The organism is Mesorhizobium sp. YC-39 (assembly GCF_025753795.1).
In the GTDB taxonomy this organism is placed as follows: domain Bacteria; phylum Pseudomonadota; class Alphaproteobacteria; order Rhizobiales; family Rhizobiaceae; genus Mesorhizobium.
This window is the reverse complement of sequence record NZ_JAOWPS010000001.1, coordinates 1,530,039-1,543,913: the sequence shown is the minus strand read 5'-3', so window position 1 is coordinate 1,543,913 and position 13,875 is coordinate 1,530,039. Positions and strand designations below refer to the sequence as shown.

General features: G+C 63.5%; 13 protein-coding genes and 2 pseudogenes. 8 read left to right on the top strand and 7 right to left on the bottom strand.

What is annotated here, in order from left to right; all coding sequences use genetic code 11:
• Positions 1-49: 49 nt before the first annotated feature.
• The 6 genes from OHD62_RS07295 to OHD62_RS07270 are packed head-to-tail and all read left to right on the top strand — an operon-like array spanning position 50 to position 5,504.
• Positions 50-175, top strand: coding sequence for a hypothetical protein (locus tag OHD62_RS07295; RefSeq protein WP_263781791.1), 126 nt, complete (start codon positions 50-52; stop codon positions 173-175).
• Positions 175-1,404, top strand: coding sequence for a 6-phospho-beta-glucosidase (locus OHD62_RS07290; protein ID WP_263781790.1), 1,230 nt, complete (start codon positions 175-177; stop codon positions 1,402-1,404). The genes OHD62_RS07295 and OHD62_RS07290 overlap by 1 nt, the downstream gene beginning before the upstream one ends.
• Complete coding sequence (locus tag OHD62_RS07285; protein WP_263781789.1) at positions 1,401-2,477, top strand: ROK family protein; 1,077 nt, start codon at positions 1,401-1,403, stop codon at positions 2,475-2,477. The genes OHD62_RS07290 and OHD62_RS07285 overlap by 4 nt, the downstream gene beginning before the upstream one ends.
• Entirely contained in the window at positions 2,446-3,528 is a 1,083-nt protein-coding gene (locus OHD62_RS07280) for an alcohol dehydrogenase catalytic domain-containing protein (RefSeq protein ID WP_263781788.1), read from the top strand. Before OHD62_RS07285 ends, OHD62_RS07280 begins: the two co-directional genes overlap by 32 nt.
• Complete coding sequence (locus tag OHD62_RS07275) at positions 3,525-4,478, top strand: sugar phosphate isomerase/epimerase family protein (protein WP_263781787.1); 954 nt, start codon at positions 3,525-3,527, stop codon at positions 4,476-4,478. The genes OHD62_RS07280 and OHD62_RS07275 overlap by 4 nt, the downstream gene beginning before the upstream one ends.
• Positions 4,479-4,493: 15 nt before the next feature.
• On the top strand, positions 4,494-5,504 hold the full coding sequence (locus OHD62_RS07270) for a hypothetical protein (RefSeq protein WP_263781786.1): 1,011 nt from the start codon (positions 4,494-4,496) through the stop codon (positions 5,502-5,504).
• 26 nt (positions 5,505-5,530) lie between these two features.
• On the opposite strand, the gene OHD62_RS07265 is transcribed toward OHD62_RS07270, so the two are convergent.
• The 7 genes and pseudogenes from OHD62_RS07265 to OHD62_RS07235 all read right to left on the bottom strand — a co-directional run bounded on the left by OHD62_RS07265 (position 5,531) and on the right by OHD62_RS07235 (position 12,192).
• Positions 5,531-6,529: an NAD-dependent epimerase/dehydratase family protein gene (locus OHD62_RS07265; RefSeq protein WP_263781785.1), complete on the bottom strand. Its 999-nt coding sequence runs from the start codon at positions 6,527-6,529 to the stop codon at positions 5,531-5,533.
• Entirely contained in the window at positions 6,526-7,404 is an 879-nt protein-coding gene (locus tag OHD62_RS07260) for an NAD-dependent epimerase/dehydratase family protein (RefSeq protein ID WP_263781784.1), read from the bottom strand. Before OHD62_RS07260 ends, OHD62_RS07265 begins: the two co-directional genes overlap by 4 nt.
• Positions 7,401-8,318 (bottom strand): NTP transferase domain-containing protein, encoded by a 918-nt coding sequence (locus OHD62_RS07255; RefSeq protein WP_263781783.1) that lies wholly within the window; start codon positions 8,316-8,318, stop codon positions 7,401-7,403. The genes OHD62_RS07260 and OHD62_RS07255 overlap by 4 nt, the downstream gene beginning before the upstream one ends.
• Positions 8,315-9,511 (bottom strand): glycosyltransferase, encoded by a 1,197-nt coding sequence (locus OHD62_RS07250; RefSeq protein ID WP_263781782.1) that lies wholly within the window; start codon positions 9,509-9,511, stop codon positions 8,315-8,317. Before OHD62_RS07250 ends, OHD62_RS07255 begins: the two co-directional genes overlap by 4 nt.
• A gap of 284 nt (positions 9,512-9,795) precedes the next feature.
• A pseudogene (locus OHD62_RS35700) lies at positions 9,796-10,398 on the bottom strand (class I SAM-dependent methyltransferase); the annotation flags it as partial.
• A 330-nt stretch (positions 10,399-10,728) separates the two neighbouring features.
• A pseudogene (locus OHD62_RS07240) lies at positions 10,729-11,145 on the bottom strand (UDP-3-O-(3-hydroxymyristoyl)glucosamine N-acyltransferase); the annotation flags it as partial.
• 402 nt (positions 11,146-11,547) lie between these two features.
• Complete coding sequence (locus OHD62_RS07235) at positions 11,548-12,192, bottom strand: hydrolase (protein ID WP_263781780.1); 645 nt, start codon at positions 12,190-12,192, stop codon at positions 11,548-11,550.
• Positions 12,193-12,346: 154 nt separating this feature from the next.
• Between OHD62_RS07235 and OHD62_RS07230 the strand changes: the two genes are divergently transcribed.
• Together OHD62_RS07230 and OHD62_RS07225 are read left to right on the top strand one after the other, a co-directional pair.
• Positions 12,347-13,240: a LysR family transcriptional regulator gene (locus OHD62_RS07230; RefSeq protein WP_263781779.1), complete on the top strand. Its 894-nt coding sequence runs from the start codon at positions 12,347-12,349 to the stop codon at positions 13,238-13,240.
• Positions 13,241-13,438: 198 nt separating this feature from the next.
• A complete protein-coding gene (locus OHD62_RS07225; RefSeq protein ID WP_263781778.1) occupies positions 13,439-13,870 on the top strand; it encodes a potassium channel family protein in 432 nt (143 codons plus the stop codon).
• The last annotated feature ends 5 nt before the right edge of the window (positions 13,871-13,875 follow it).

Here is a 13,875-nt window from a genome sequence, read left to right as displayed (position 1 = left end):
GTTTCCCGAAAGGGCTGCAATGAAGGCGATCATATACGGGGGCTGGCACATGGGGCGGTTCCCAGTCACCGAGGCTCTTGCCGGCGAACCGCTGGCGCTGCCGATACGGCCGCGCATGCCAGTCGAAGAGATCGCTTACGTGACTACGACCATCGGCTCGTTCTGGACATCCTGATGACGCGGGTCTGCGTCCTCGGCGGAAGTTCGCCCTTCACGGTGGCGCTCGTCGATGCGATTGAGGCAAGCAAGCCGTTAAGCCAACGACTGGGCGAGTGGGTGTTGGTCCTGCAAGGGCGCAACGTGCAAAACCTCGATGCGGTTGCACATTATGCCCGGCACCGGCTGGGAGCATTCAGAACCTCGGTCATATCCACCACGGGTCTCGATGCGGCCCTGACCGACGCGGAGATCGTGATTGTCCAGACGCGCTTCGGCGGGCTTGAGGCGAGGGCCGATGACGAACGCTTCGCATGCGAGTTGGGATGCCTGGCCGACGAAACGTTGGGACCCTGCGGCCTGCTCTCTGCCTTCCGTCAAATGCGGCCGGTAGACGATCTCGCGATCCGCATGAAGGCGATCTGTCCCGGTGCCTTCGTCGTGAACATGATCAACCCGCTGAGCCTGACGACGGCCATGATGCTCCGCCGCGGCGTGGCTGCGGTCGGCATCTGCGAACTTCCCCTTGCCACACTTCAGGCTTTCGCGAAGGCGCTGCGCATCGATCCGACCGAACTTTACTGGAGTTACGAGGGCCTCAATCACAGAGGCTTTATCCCCATCGCCAGGACCCGTGACGGAGAGGATCTCCTGCAGCGCGTTCTCCGGTTGGCCCCAGATAGCGCAACGCAGAAGTACCGGGACGATATTCTTCGCCTTGGCGCAATTTCAACGAAATACTTCGCTTTTTTCGACGGCCGGTCTGTGCACGACAAGGGTCGGGCGGCAGCACTAATGTCTCTTAGAGATGCGATTGCCAGGGAACTTATCGCGGATCCTAAAGGACGGCCGGCGCAAATAGCAAAGCGTGATATGCCTTGGTATGCGCAAGCTGTCGTACCGCTCGTCGCCGCTCGCGTCGGAGCGCAGGGCTACGATGCCACCATAAACGTCGCGGTGGATGGACTTTTCGTTCAGGAGCGGCGAGCCCACGTCCTTGGTGATCGCATCGATATTATCGAATCCGCACCAGCGAACGGGGCATTCCGCGACTGGCTCGCGGCGTTCGAACATCACGAACGATTGTGCCTGGCAGCGCTCGCCGATCCAACGCCGTATACGATCGGTGCAGCGCTCGAAGCCGATCGAATCACGCCTTCCGACAAAATTCGAACTGCGGCTGCACGAATTTTCCGGACCTGGCGCGATGCTGCCAGCAATCCGCCAACCGTGCGAGGCCAGCAATGACCGATAAGGAAATTGCTGTCTTTGATATCGGCGGCACGCATTTTCGTTCGGCGCTGTGGTCCAATGGACGGCTGGGTCCAGTGACGCGACGACCTGCGATCAACTACCTTAACACGGCTCACCACAGCCCCATCGAACTCCAGGAAGCGTTGGCCGACTATCTGGTGGCCGAGACCAACCGCCTGCAGTTGCAGAGCGGAACCGCGATCAAGCATGCCGGTATCTCACTTGGAGCACCCTTGAATGCTCGTAGCGGTCGTGTGCTGCAATCTGGCCCACTTTGGGGCCCGAGGTCAGGACCTTTCGAATTCCAGGCGGCGCTGACACGCCGTCGGCTGGACACCCGCTGGACGATCGCGAATGACGTGACCGCTGGACTGGCATCCTACATACAGACCTGCGATCCGGGGAGCCATTCGCGTATCCTGTTCGTCACGGTGAGCACCGGAATCGGGGCGAGGCTCTACGATTTCGCGCGAGGCGGCGTGCCGGTCGATCCCGTACACGGCATACAGGGCGAAATTGGCCATATCAAAGTGGAAGCTTTCTTCCGCGGCACACGTCTCAAGTTTATCTGCGATTGCGGTGGAGCCGACCATCTGAACGCCTATTCGTCCGGGCGCGGCGTGTTGAAACTACTGCGCGAGTTGTCAGCTCTTTCCCCGGATGCGCTGGCAGGGTCGACGATGGCCGCCGCACGCGACGGGGATGATGACACCATGCTCGCGGCATTCTCGCGTGGGGTGGCGGCCGCTGATGCCCTCGCCTTAGACGTCCTCGCTACGATCACGCGACCGCTGGCAACTATTTTCTCCGCACTCCTGACACATGATCCGCTACTTGATTCAATTGTTCTCGCCGGGGGTGTCGTGGATGCACTCGAACCAGCCTATTCGGCTAGCCTTGATCGGCAATTCCGCGACCACGGATTGTTCCAGATCACTGAATGCGATTCGTCCTATTTCGCCCGCCGGCTGCGTATCGTCTCGCCGGGGGACCTGTCTGGACTGATCGGTGCGGGCCATCTCGCCGAGATGGCGGATGAAGGGCGAAGCATCCATGTTTTCCGGTGATCGGATCAGCTCGGCCGGAACGAAATCGCACCTCGCTCTGGTGCGGCCGCCGGGCATGGGCGCCCCAAGACTGGAGCAGGTCCGGAAACCCGTGGCGCTACCGGGCGATTTTGTGTGCCGAACCCTTATTGCCGGCGTCTGTGGGACCGATCTCCAGATTCTGCGCGGCGTGCGTGACGATCCAGCCCGGATCCTTGGCCATGAGGGCCTCGCGGTTGTCGACGAAGTGGCTGCGAAAGCGGACGAGCGCTGGCTAGGTGCGACGATTGCTGTAAATCCAACGCCAGACTGGGGCGCCGCAGAACTCGGCCATACTCTCGACGGGATGATGCAGCAGCGCTTTCTCGTGCCTGCCCGGTTGCGGTCCTTGGTCGTTCCGTCGCCCGCGGAACTGGCTGCCGATCTCGCTATTCTCGCTGAGCCGCTCGCATCCGTCCTGACTTGCGGAGGCATTCTCGAACGGGTTGCGGAACCGATCCGTGTGTTGGTGGTGGGACGAGGTACGATCGGCCAACTGCTTCGTATTGCGCTCAAAACTGCCTGCGCGTCGGTTCGGGACGTAACAGTCATAGGGACGAAAGAGACGGCGGGTATTGAGTCCGGAGCATTCGACACTGTGATCCTATGTTCCTCGCGCCAGGATGTAGCCGCCGCCCTCAGTATCGGGCTCGACGCCTTGTGCGACGATGGCATCCTCCATCTCTTCGGAGGTCTCCCATCCGAGGGTCGGGACCCGCGTCTGCCCGGGGTCGATCTCAGCGAAGTCCGCGCGCGAAATACCGGCGGACGTGTCGGTTGGCCGCTGGCCGAGCAATGCCAAACAGCTATCGGCCACAAGCGGGTGTCGATCACGGGGCACCGCGGTTCTTCCAACGCGATGCTGACCCGTGCAATGCTCGACCTCTGTGCCCGCCCCGATAGCTATCGGCCGCTTCTGACGATCGTGGCTGATCCGGAGGAAGCTGTCCGTACCCTACGCGACGCTGTCGGCCATCCGCCGGTTAGATCTTGGACCAAGCTTGGGATCGACTTTCGGAGGTGGCGAACTTGAAGGGACGCCCGTTAACGAGTAACGCGCATTTGACTGTCTCACAGAGTATCTATCGACCACAAATCGGGGTCGCGCTGTGGAAGGTGGGCGATCGGGGTCTGGCCGGATTTGAAACCGCCTACGCCGCGGGTCTCGATCACGTTCACGTCGACTTGGGCGGCCCGAATCGCGGGCCTGATCTCACAAACGTCGGAGTATTGGCGGACTTCGACACAGCGTCATGCCGTTTCGCGCTTCCGATCACCGCCCTTGCAGTCAATCGACTCAACGATCTTGGACTGACTGCGCGGAAGGGTAGCGAGGAAGCGTTGCAAGTCCGGCGAAGTATTTTGCAAGCGATTGGAGTGGCGGACTGTCTGCGGGTGCCTAGGATCATCATTCCGGGCTTTCGCCAGAGCCTCGTTCGGACGCCCGAGGACGTGGCCAAAACAGCCGAAGTGCTGCGTTTCGCACTTGGTCCCGCCCGAGCCGCAGGGATTACTTTGGCATACGAAAGCGGGCTTGACTGGGAAGGAACACTCCAGATTCTTGAAGCAGTTGGCCAGCCGGGCATCTGCATGCAGTTTGACACGGGAAATCCCGCTATCTACGGGCATGCCGCAGCCTCTATTTGGGCGCGACTTGCTGACATCGCATCGCCGGACATCCACCTCAAGGATGCCTTGGGAATGTCGGTCGAGGGGGATGTGCCGCTGGGCGACGGTGTTGCCGAGCTAGAGCTTACGTTTGCTGCCTTCGCGCGCCAGCCGAGGCCTACATCCTTCACGCTCGAGGGCGACTATTGCGATGATGCTGGACCTCGCATCCGTCGGGACCTCGCCCGACTGAAGATGTTTATCAGGAGGTCGATGTTGTCGGGCCACCTGGATGGCCCCGATGGTGTTGGCTGCGAAAGTGGATGCGGTGTTCCCAGGATCGAAGGCAGGGTCCCTGTTTCGGAGAAACGATAGATGGACCGCTGTATAATGAAATCTACCATCGCGAACGCCTGCCGACTTATCGTCGCCGAGCCTGCCGTTGCGATGCAGACCGTCGTGTCGAGACATGGCGCCGCTCCAACAAGGCAACGACCACAGCTTAAGCGTCTCGATTCTTTGATTTCTTTCGGCGACTCAATGATTGCTCGCATGAGCATCCTGTGCGTCTTAGCCCTGCTCATTCTATTGATTTATGGCCAAGCCAAATTGTTGGCAGAGGAGAATGGCATAACCCTGCATTACACCTCTGGCGGTTCGGCTGCTGCAATCGCGGCCGCGGGCTTCAACCTCGCTGACGTACAATATGTCGAGCAACTCAATGCGCTCCCTCCCGGGATGAAGGGGCTGATCTGGCTTGATGAGAGTGGCGGCGTCACGCCGCGTTTCATCGCCAAGGTCAAGCCGTTCATCGGCAACCCGAAGCTGTTCGGCTTTCGCCTCTGTGATGAGCCGGACATCACCGGCAAGTACCACTCTCCGGCCGTTAGACCGGCAGACCTCAAAGCAGAGGCCGACTGGATCAGGGCCAATGTGCCCGGGGCGGTGACGTTCATAACGCTGATGGACATGGGATCCTTTGAAGCCCCCGCCTTCATGAACACCTTCAATCCCGCCAACACCGGGATCGATTTCTTCGGCCTCGATCCGTATCCGGTGCGCGGCACGGTTTTCGATCTGGACTTCATCGACAGGACGGTCGAGGCGGCCGTTGCCGCCGGCATCCCGCTCAATAAGATCGTGCCTGTGTTCCAAGCCTTTGGCGGTGGCGGCTGGACGACCTATTCCGGCGGGGTCAAAGACGTTTATAAACTGCCGACACCGGACCAGGCGAACCAGATATTCGCGCGCTGGGCCACCTACTCTCCCAATCCAGTATTTGACTTTGCCTACGCGTGGGGATCGCAGAACGGGGACACCAAGCTGGGCAGTTCCAGCCCGGAGGCACTAAGCCTTCGCGCGGCGTTCAAGGCACACAACACGGCGCAGCGCTCGCAGTAGCCCATATCCGAGAACCGCGTCCACCGTCACGCTTTGGTCTCCAGTTCGAGATAATACTGCATCACGTCGCCGAGACTCTGCGGAAGATCGACACGGGGCTTCCAGCCGAGCGCGCGCAGCCGACCGACATCGACCACCTGCCGCGCCATATCCACTCCCCGTCCCGGGAGTGGTGTCAGCGGGGGATCGGCAATCCCAGCCGCGGCGACGAGCAGATCGTAGACGGTGGCGATCTGCGTCTCGTGCCCCGAGGCGACGTTATAGAATATATCACCGGTCCCGGCGAAGCCGATCGCGACCAGCGCATCGGCCACGTCGCGCACGTCGATGAAGTCGCGCCACGCGGTCAGCGGACCGAGGGCGATGCCATTGCGGCGCCCCACCCTTAGCTCAGTGAGTTGGCTGGCGATGCGGCCGGCGACATGGCGCTCCTCCTGGCCCGGACCGACGACGTTGAAGATGCGCGCCACGCGGCCGTCGATCCTTCCCGCGCGCGTTGCGATTCGCACGATGTCCTCGCTGGCACGCTTGGTCGCGGCGTAGAGGTCGATAGGCTCGGTCGCGCCAGTTTCGACCAGCGGCAGGCCCCCGCCGCCGAGTTCGCCATAGATCGAGCCCGAGGATCCCAGCACCAGCACCGCGCCGTGCGCCGCCAGCGCTTCGCAGAGATGGCGCGTGGCGACGATGTTATTGGTCACCAGCCGATCGAACGGTTCGTCGCGCAGCGATCCGGCAAGATGGAAGACGATATCAGGCGCCGTTTCCGCGATCAGCTGCGTGGCTGCGGCCGCATCCGACAGGTCGGTGGCGACATAGGCATAATTCGGCGCGTCGGGCACCAGGGCATTTGGCAGCGGCGCGGCGCGCTCGACACCGCCGGGATGGATGGTGTGAGTGAAGCGTGTCGTATTGCCCGGCGAACGCCCGACGCCGACCACCCGGCAATCGCCGCGATTGCACAAGGCGCGCACCAGATAGCGGCCAATGAACCCTTGCGCGCCGGTGACCAAGATCGTCCGCGTCACACCATCTCACCCAGGCATTCGCGCACGCCATCGACCAGGGCGACCTCCGCCCGCCAACCAAGCGTCTCGCGCGCCAGCGACACGTCGGCGACGAGATGCGCGATGTCGAGCGCGCGCGATCGGTCGCCTTGCTCCTCGACGATCAGCGCGTCCGGCCCGCCGCCGATCCTCGCGAAGGCGGCGGCGAGCGCGGCGACGTCGGTCCCGGTGCCGGAGGCCATGTTGAGCGTCAGCAGGCCCGGTTCGTCGCGCGCGGCGGCCATCAGCAATCCCCGCGCCAGGTCGTCGACATGCACGTAATCGCGCACCGTATCGGCCGAGAAGACGCGCATCGGCTGTCGCAGGCGCGCCTGCGCTGCCAGCCGGCCGACCAACCCGTTTGCGCGCATCCCCGGGCCGTAGACCGAGAAGGGTCGCACAATGATTGCCGACTCCAGCGCCCCTCGCCGTACCGCACCCGAGACGAGTTGCTCTGCCGCCGCCTTTGCCGCGCCATAAGGCGAGAGTGGCAGAAGTGGCGCGCTCTCCGATACGCACGCGGTGTCCGGGCGACCATAAACCTCGGCCGACGACACATGGACGAAGCGCTGAACGCCGATCCGCTCGGCGGCGGCGAGCAATGTCGCCGTGCCCAACACATGTGCGCGGGCGAATGCCGCCGGCGCGTCGAACGAGGCCGCGACGGAACTGGGCCCGGCAAGATGAACGATGGTGTCGATCCCGGCGAACAACGCCTCCAGCGCCGGCTGATCACAAATGTCTATCGCCCCCGCTTCCCCGTCGATCGGGCCGGCATGCGCCACGCACGCATCCTCGCCGATCCGGCGCAGCACCGCCCGGCCGATAAAGCCGTTCGCACCGGTGATGCCGATCACTCCCCCTGCCCCCGTGCTGCGAGGCGCCGGCGCACCGGCTCCGGCAGCTCGTCGCCACTAAGCGCACCCGTCGCGCCGACATGAACGCGCAGCACGCCGGCTTCCGTCATCGCGTCGCAAACATAGCTTGCATTGCCGCCCGCGATCCGGATCTCGCGCGCGACCTCTCCCGGCCACCATGCTTCGAAGGCGGCATCGCTCAGGAGCAAGGCTTCTGCAGCGGCCAGCTTGGCGGCGTCATTGACGTCGACCCATGAAGCCTGGTGGCGATATAGCCGCACCGCCGCCCCACCGGCCGTCAACCGGTTGGCGGCATCGACCAGGCCGAGCGGCGTGCCCTGCGGCAGGCTGCTCAACGCGGCAGCGGTCACTACCGCAAGCCCGCTGCCGACCAGGATCGGATAGACTGGCTTCTCGCGATAGGCGGTGAGCAGGTCAGGATCGCGCGCGCTCACCTCGAGCGCGCCATAGGGTATGCGGAACGGCTCGTCATGTGCCGCCAACGTCATCGCCGCGCCGGACGCACGGTGCGCGGCGGCCAGCGCCGCCAGATCGAGCGTGGTGAGATTGTCGGCATACACCACCAGCACGTCGCCGGCCTCGCCCGACAGCATCGTCGCCGCGCCGAAATTGCCCAGCGGCACCTCCTCGATCAACGGCACGACCGCCACGCCAATGCCGGCGGCGCGTGCGGCGAAATCGGCAAATCTGTCCGCCTCACGCGTTGCGTCGGCACGGGTCAGCGCGACAAAGATGCGCCGGCATCCGCCACGCGCCATCATCCAGATGTTGCGCTCGAGCAGGCTGACCCCGCCGACCTCGACCAGTGGCTTGCGCCCGACTACGCCGGAGCGCGCCATGCGCTCGCCCTGCCCGCCGGCCATGATCAGACCGGTCCATGCGTCATCGCTCATAGCGGCGTCTCGATGCCGGTGCGGCGCATCGCTGCCAGCGTCGTCTCCACCATGTGCCGCCGCGTGAAGCCGGACAGGAACCGGGCATGAGCAGCGGTCCGCAGCCGCTCGGCGAGGCCGGGTTCGCGGATCATCCGCTCCAGCGCGTCGGCCAGCGGTGCCGGCGCATGCGGCGGCACGACCAGTCCTTCGATTTCGGGTCGCAGGAAATCGCGCACCCCGACATTGTCGCACGCGACGATCGGGCACCCCGAGGACGCGGATTCGAGCAAGGCGGTCTGCAATCCCTCGCGATACCACGATGGGATGCAGGCGATGTCCGCCCCGGCGTACAGCGCGGTGATGCTCGGCTGGTACCCGATGAACGCCACATCGGGATAGGAGCGCGCCCGCGCCAGTTCCGCTTCCGTCAGCGCGTCGGCGCGGCCGCTCATCGGGTTCGAGGTGAACACCATGCGATGCGCCACGCCCCGTTCGGACAGGATGCCCGATGCGGCGGCTGCGTCCAGCACGCCCTTGTCGCGCAACAGTCGCCCAGGAACGAGTATCGTCGGCCGCGCGCCGACCGTGCGAACTTCCTTGTAGGGGAAGTCCTCCGGCATGACGCCGCAACCGCCGGTGACGATCACGCGGTCCGCCGCGACACCGGTGCGCCTGATCAGTTCGGCCTTGTCCTCGTGATTGTGGACGATGACGATCGCGCGCCGGCTGGCGAAGACGAAGCGATAGACAATACAGATCAGCCGCGTCGTCAGGCTGTCGCGCTGCGCGACTGAGAAGCACGCGCCCAGTCCGGTGACCAGATAGATGGCATGCCGGTTGCTGAGCCGGACCCACGGCCCGGCCAGCATGATCGACAGCGCCGACCACAGGATGAACACACTGCCCGGGCTGAACAGCGCCGCGCGCGCCACCATCAAGCTGGCGCGCGCCATCCGCAAGAGGCTCGGCCGTCCGCGATTGCGCGAGAACGGCATTGTCCGCGTCGCGATACCTGGCGCCAGCGCATCGCGTGCGGCATCGATCGCCGGTCTGGAATCCCAGCCGGCGGTGGCGAGCCCGTTGTCGTCCGGCGACCACACTTCCACGGCGTGGCCAGCTTCGGCCAACGCGGTACTGACATGGTTGAAATCGGAAATCCAGCGCGGCAGCGCGGTGACGACGACGATGATGCGGCATCCCTTGCGCATCATGCGCTGTCGGTCTTGTGCCGTGCGGCGACGAACGCGGTCTGCGGGCCGCCCATCGGGAGCCACCGGCCTATCCCGTAGCGCAGGAACATGTGCAGTCGGTAGTATGGCGCGGCCGCCCAGCCCTGCGCGAGAGGGGCGTGGCTGTCGGGTGCCGCTGCGACGCGCCGGCTGCCCAGCACCGTACTGAGCCCGGTCGACAGCCCGACCTGATAGCGCCGCATCGCGATCATCTTGAGCCCGGCTGCGTCCAGCAACCGCTCGATCGCCGGCGCATCGAAGAACCACATATGCGTCGGCATGTTCGGCCGCCCGACAAGCCGCTGCCAGAAAGGCGACAGGTTGGAAAACAGTCCGACCTCGAAGCAGACCGTACCGCCCGGCGCCACCTTGGCCGCGATCGCCCTTAGCGCCGCCACCGGATCGGGGAAGTGGCTCAGCAGATCGACATGGAAGCTGGTGTCGTAGCGCCCCTCGGGCAGATGGCTGTCCTCGATCAGCGCGCGCTCCACCGTGATGCCCAGCGTGCGTTCGACGCGCGCGGCGCGTTCTTCTGACGGCTCGACCGCCTCGACCGTGAATCCGGCCCGGATCGCCGCCGCGGTGAACTCGCCATCACCGCAGCCGATCTCAAGCAGCCGTCCACGCTTCGTAAATGCCTTCACCCAACCGACCCGCGCGCGCGCCGGTGCGGAGTAATAGACGCGGTGGTGATGATCGATCGCCGGATCCACTGGATGAGCCGGAAGCGGATCGATATAAATGACCCCGCACGCGCACTGCCGGCCGCTATACTCCCCTTCGCGCAGCGCCACCGGACCGGCATTGGTCCGGCAGATTGGACAGGCGCCCGATCGTGGCACGTTTACTTCCCTCCATACCGCGCTCATCATACACGCAGCGGAGCGCTTCCCTGACATCCATCTGGATGATGCCGTCGTCTATAGAGGCGTTTTCACGAACGGCGCCGGTACGACCGTTTGACCCCGCGAACCCGGAGGTGTTGCGTCTATCTCTCGGCGGGCGCCGCTGATGTTGACGTTGCGGACTCAATTGAAGCGACCAAGCACGCGCAATGGCACGAAACCCAGTTGGCGGTGCGGAGTTTTGTGCATCACGTGGTTCGTCGAACCGCGCACGGTCAGCGCCGCCGGAACACGCGATTATTTTTGGGTCACACAGCCCGGGACAGTCAGGCCGAGAATGGGATGGCTACAGAGTCAGGCCCCAGTGCGATGCTTCGCCAGTTTCTTGAGGGTTGTCTGTTCGCGAAACCATTCTCGCAGAGGCCTGGCGGGCATTCCGCCCCAGCGTTCGCCTGCCGGCACGTCTCTCATGAACCGCGATGCTGCGGCAAGTTGAGCGCCACCGCCGATGTGCAGATGGCCAGCAATGGCGCTATGGCCGCCCACCGCAACATAGTCCTCCAGCACGGTCGAGCCCGCGATCCCGACCTGGGCAGTGATCACGCAATGGCGTCCAATCCGCACATTGTGCGCAATCTGAACGAGGTTATCGATCTTCGTCCCGTCTCCAATAACGGTGTTGCCCCCGCTGCCGCGATCGATAGTGCTGTTGGCTCCGATCTCGACGTCATTTCCAATTGTGACGCGACCGACTTGCGGCACCTTCACATGTCAGCCATGGTGAAAAACGATAGGCTGGGCGTCCTTGGGACCCAGTCCTTATAGAAAATCTATACGTCGTCGTCGGTCGTGACAAAGCCCATGGTGTGTTCACCTTCCGGAGTGGGTGGCAGCCCCGGGCACGCGCGGTGCCCAGCGGAAAGGCGAAGCTTGCAGCAAGCGCCGAGGCCGAGATCAGGGCGTCGCGTCGGCTGAGCGGCAGGCCAGGGGTGAATGCGGGAGGCATCGAGGAGTCTCCGCGCGTTGTCCAATGGGCGGCGGATGGGATCACACGCCATCGCCACGCATCGGCGGGTTTGTTTCGGCAGAAGGCTTCGCTGTGAGGTGAGGCGGCGAGGGCCGGCAAACAGATCGATTCCGACCCTCACCGAAATGCCGCCATGCCGGCCGAGATCAGCCAGCTACTGGCGTGTTGAGAAGCTGCTGCTCCCAAAGATACGCGATGCCGCTGCCGCCGAAGTGCTGGATGAGAATCTCGGTCAGCTCCTCGACATGCTCGGTGCGCGCCCAATCGCGTTGCCATTCGCCAGCGAGCGCCATCACGGTCATCATGTTCGCGCCGGCCGCGATCATTCGCTGGATGGCAACTTCGTGAGACTCCTTCGAAATCCCGCCCGACGCGTCGGTGATCACGGTCACGTCCCAGCCTTCGCCGGCGGCCTGGATCACAGGCATTGCGACGCAGACCTCGGTCCACAGGCCGGCGATGATCAGCTGCTTGCGGCCGGTCGCCTTGACGACGTTCACCACATTCTCGTCCTGCCAGGTGTTCACCCAGGTGCGATCGATGACTTCCTGATCCGGGAATACGTCGGTGATCTGCTTAAAGAGAAGTCCACCGCGCGCCGCGATCACGCTGGTGAGAATGGTCGGAACATTGAAGGCTTTTGCTAGCTTCGCCAGCGCGGTCGTGTTGTTGACCACCATGTGCGGATCGTGGCTGTTCAGGTTTGCGAGCTGATAAGGTTGGTGATCGATCAGAACGAGGACCGAGTCTTCAGGACGAAGAAGCGAATCGAGGCCGTTACGAGGGGTCATCAAGACTTCCTTTCTCTGCCGCTATGGACGGCGATGGGTTCACGGGAGACATGCGCCAGCGGGCGACGTTGCCTGAACGCAATTTGCTGTTCCTTTTGGTGATGCGGTAGTGCCATAGTCAGGCAAGCTGTGTCGCGAAACGAGGAACGCCGAATTGGACATCGAAGATCTACAGACATTCGTCGCAGTGGCCGATGCAGGGGGCGTATCGGCCGCCGCGCGCCGGCTCGGCGTCTCCAAGTCAATCGTCAGTCGGCGGCTCTTTCGGGTTGAAGCGGAGCTTGGCGTCCAGCTTCTTGCACGAACGACCCGCGGCGCCGCGCTAACGGAAGCGGGGATCACGTTCAGGGATCATGCGGCCCGAGCCAGCGCCGAGATCGATACGGCCAGGGAAACGATCCTCCCCACCGGTGAGCTGCGCGGCCGCCTGAGGGTTGCCATGCCGCTTTCTTTTGGACCGACCCACTTCGCCCCCGTGCTTGCGGAAATGGCGCAACACCACCCGCAGCTCCACATCCATACCTCCTACAGCGATCGCTTCGTTGATCTGATCGCCGAAGGTTTCGATTGCGCGATCCGGGTTGGTTACCTTCAGGACTCCAACCTGATCGCCAGACGTGTCGGGCCGATCTACGGGAAGCTGGTCGCAAGCCCGGATTACATCAAAGCGCACGGTTCACCTGAGACGGTAGAGCAGCTCGTCAACCACCAGGCCCTCATGCAAGGAACGGAAGCCTGGCAGTTCATGGATCGCGACAAGATCGTCACGGTTCAGCCGCAGGGCAGGTTCAAGGCCGACAACGCCATCGCGCTCGCCGCCGCCGCGGCGGCAGGACTCGGTATCGCCTGGCTTCCCGATTGCATCACACACGAATATGTGGCCTCCGGCACGCTCGTTCCGGTGATGACACGCTATCCCCCACCTTCAGCAGGCGCGTATGTCGTCCGACCGCCGGGACAGCACCCAGCACGGAAAGTCCGGGTCCTCACCGAGCGGCTGATCGAGTACTTCGCGCGAAATCCGGACATTTGGGGTCTCGACCGTTAAAACACGAGCGGGGCGAAGCCTTGCTAAGGAAATGCGTTCGACGGTCACTCTACTGCGAGCCCCTGGCGATGTTCTTTCGCTTCGCTCCCGCCAATACGGTCGGCGGCGAATAGGCTGGCTCTGGCGAAACTCGAAAGGCCAGCGCCAGGTTTGATTTTGCGCAAGGAAAACGCCTCTTCAGCTTCCTAGTTTCCTAGCATGGTTCTCAACCTCTTCGTCGGTACGATCGTCATAAGCCTGACGGTCCTGATTCACACCTTTGGTCTCATCGCGGTCACACACGCCATGGGACATTTTGTGGCGCGATTTCGCATGCACGGCCGGCGAAGCCGGGTTGTCGCAATGATCAGCGTGGTGATGGGCCTTTTTGCCGTTATGACAGCGGAAGTGTGGTTGTGGGCGGGGGTATATCGACAGCTCGGAGTCCTGGCCGACTTCGAGACTGCGCTCTACTTTTCCACCATCACCTTCTCGACGGTTGGCTACGGCGACGTCGTCCCGGCCCACGACTGGCGCATCCTGGCGGCGCTCGAGGGCGTGAACGGGTTTCTTCTGATCGGGTGGTCGACCGCGTACCTGATCGCAGCCGGAACGCGGATTGGTCCGTTCAAGGCCGGGGAGCATTTCTGACCGGG

What these genes read in the sequence shown, in the direction of transcription:
- OHD62_RS07290 (WP_263781790.1), top strand. Translation starts at nt 175, where the DNA reads ATGACGCGGGTCTGCGTCCTCGGCGGAAGTTCGCCCTTCACGGTGGCG.
- OHD62_RS07285 (WP_263781789.1), top strand. Translation starts at nt 1,401, where the DNA reads ATGACCGATAAGGAAATTGCTGTCTTTGATATCGGCGGCACGCATTTT.
- OHD62_RS07295 (WP_263781791.1), top strand. Translation starts at nt 50, where the DNA reads ATGGGGCGGTTCCCAGTCACCGAGGCTCTTGCCGGCGAACCGCTGGCG.
- OHD62_RS07235 (WP_263781780.1), bottom strand. Translation starts at nt 12,192, where the DNA reads ATGACCCCTCGTAACGGCCTCGATTCGCTTCTTCGTCCTGAAGACTCG.
- OHD62_RS07225 (WP_263781778.1), top strand. Translation starts at nt 13,439, where the DNA reads ATGGTTCTCAACCTCTTCGTCGGTACGATCGTCATAAGCCTGACGGTC.
- OHD62_RS07270 (WP_263781786.1), top strand. Translation starts at nt 4,494, where the DNA reads ATGAAATCTACCATCGCGAACGCCTGCCGACTTATCGTCGCCGAGCCT.
- OHD62_RS07250 (WP_263781782.1), bottom strand. Translation starts at nt 9,511, where the DNA reads ATGATGCGCAAGGGATGCCGCATCATCGTCGTCGTCACCGCGCTGCCG.
- OHD62_RS07255 (WP_263781783.1), bottom strand. Translation starts at nt 8,318, where the DNA reads ATGAGCGATGACGCATGGACCGGTCTGATCATGGCCGGCGGGCAGGGC.
- OHD62_RS07280 (WP_263781788.1), top strand. Translation starts at nt 2,446, where the DNA reads ATGAAGGGCGAAGCATCCATGTTTTCCGGTGATCGGATCAGCTCGGCC.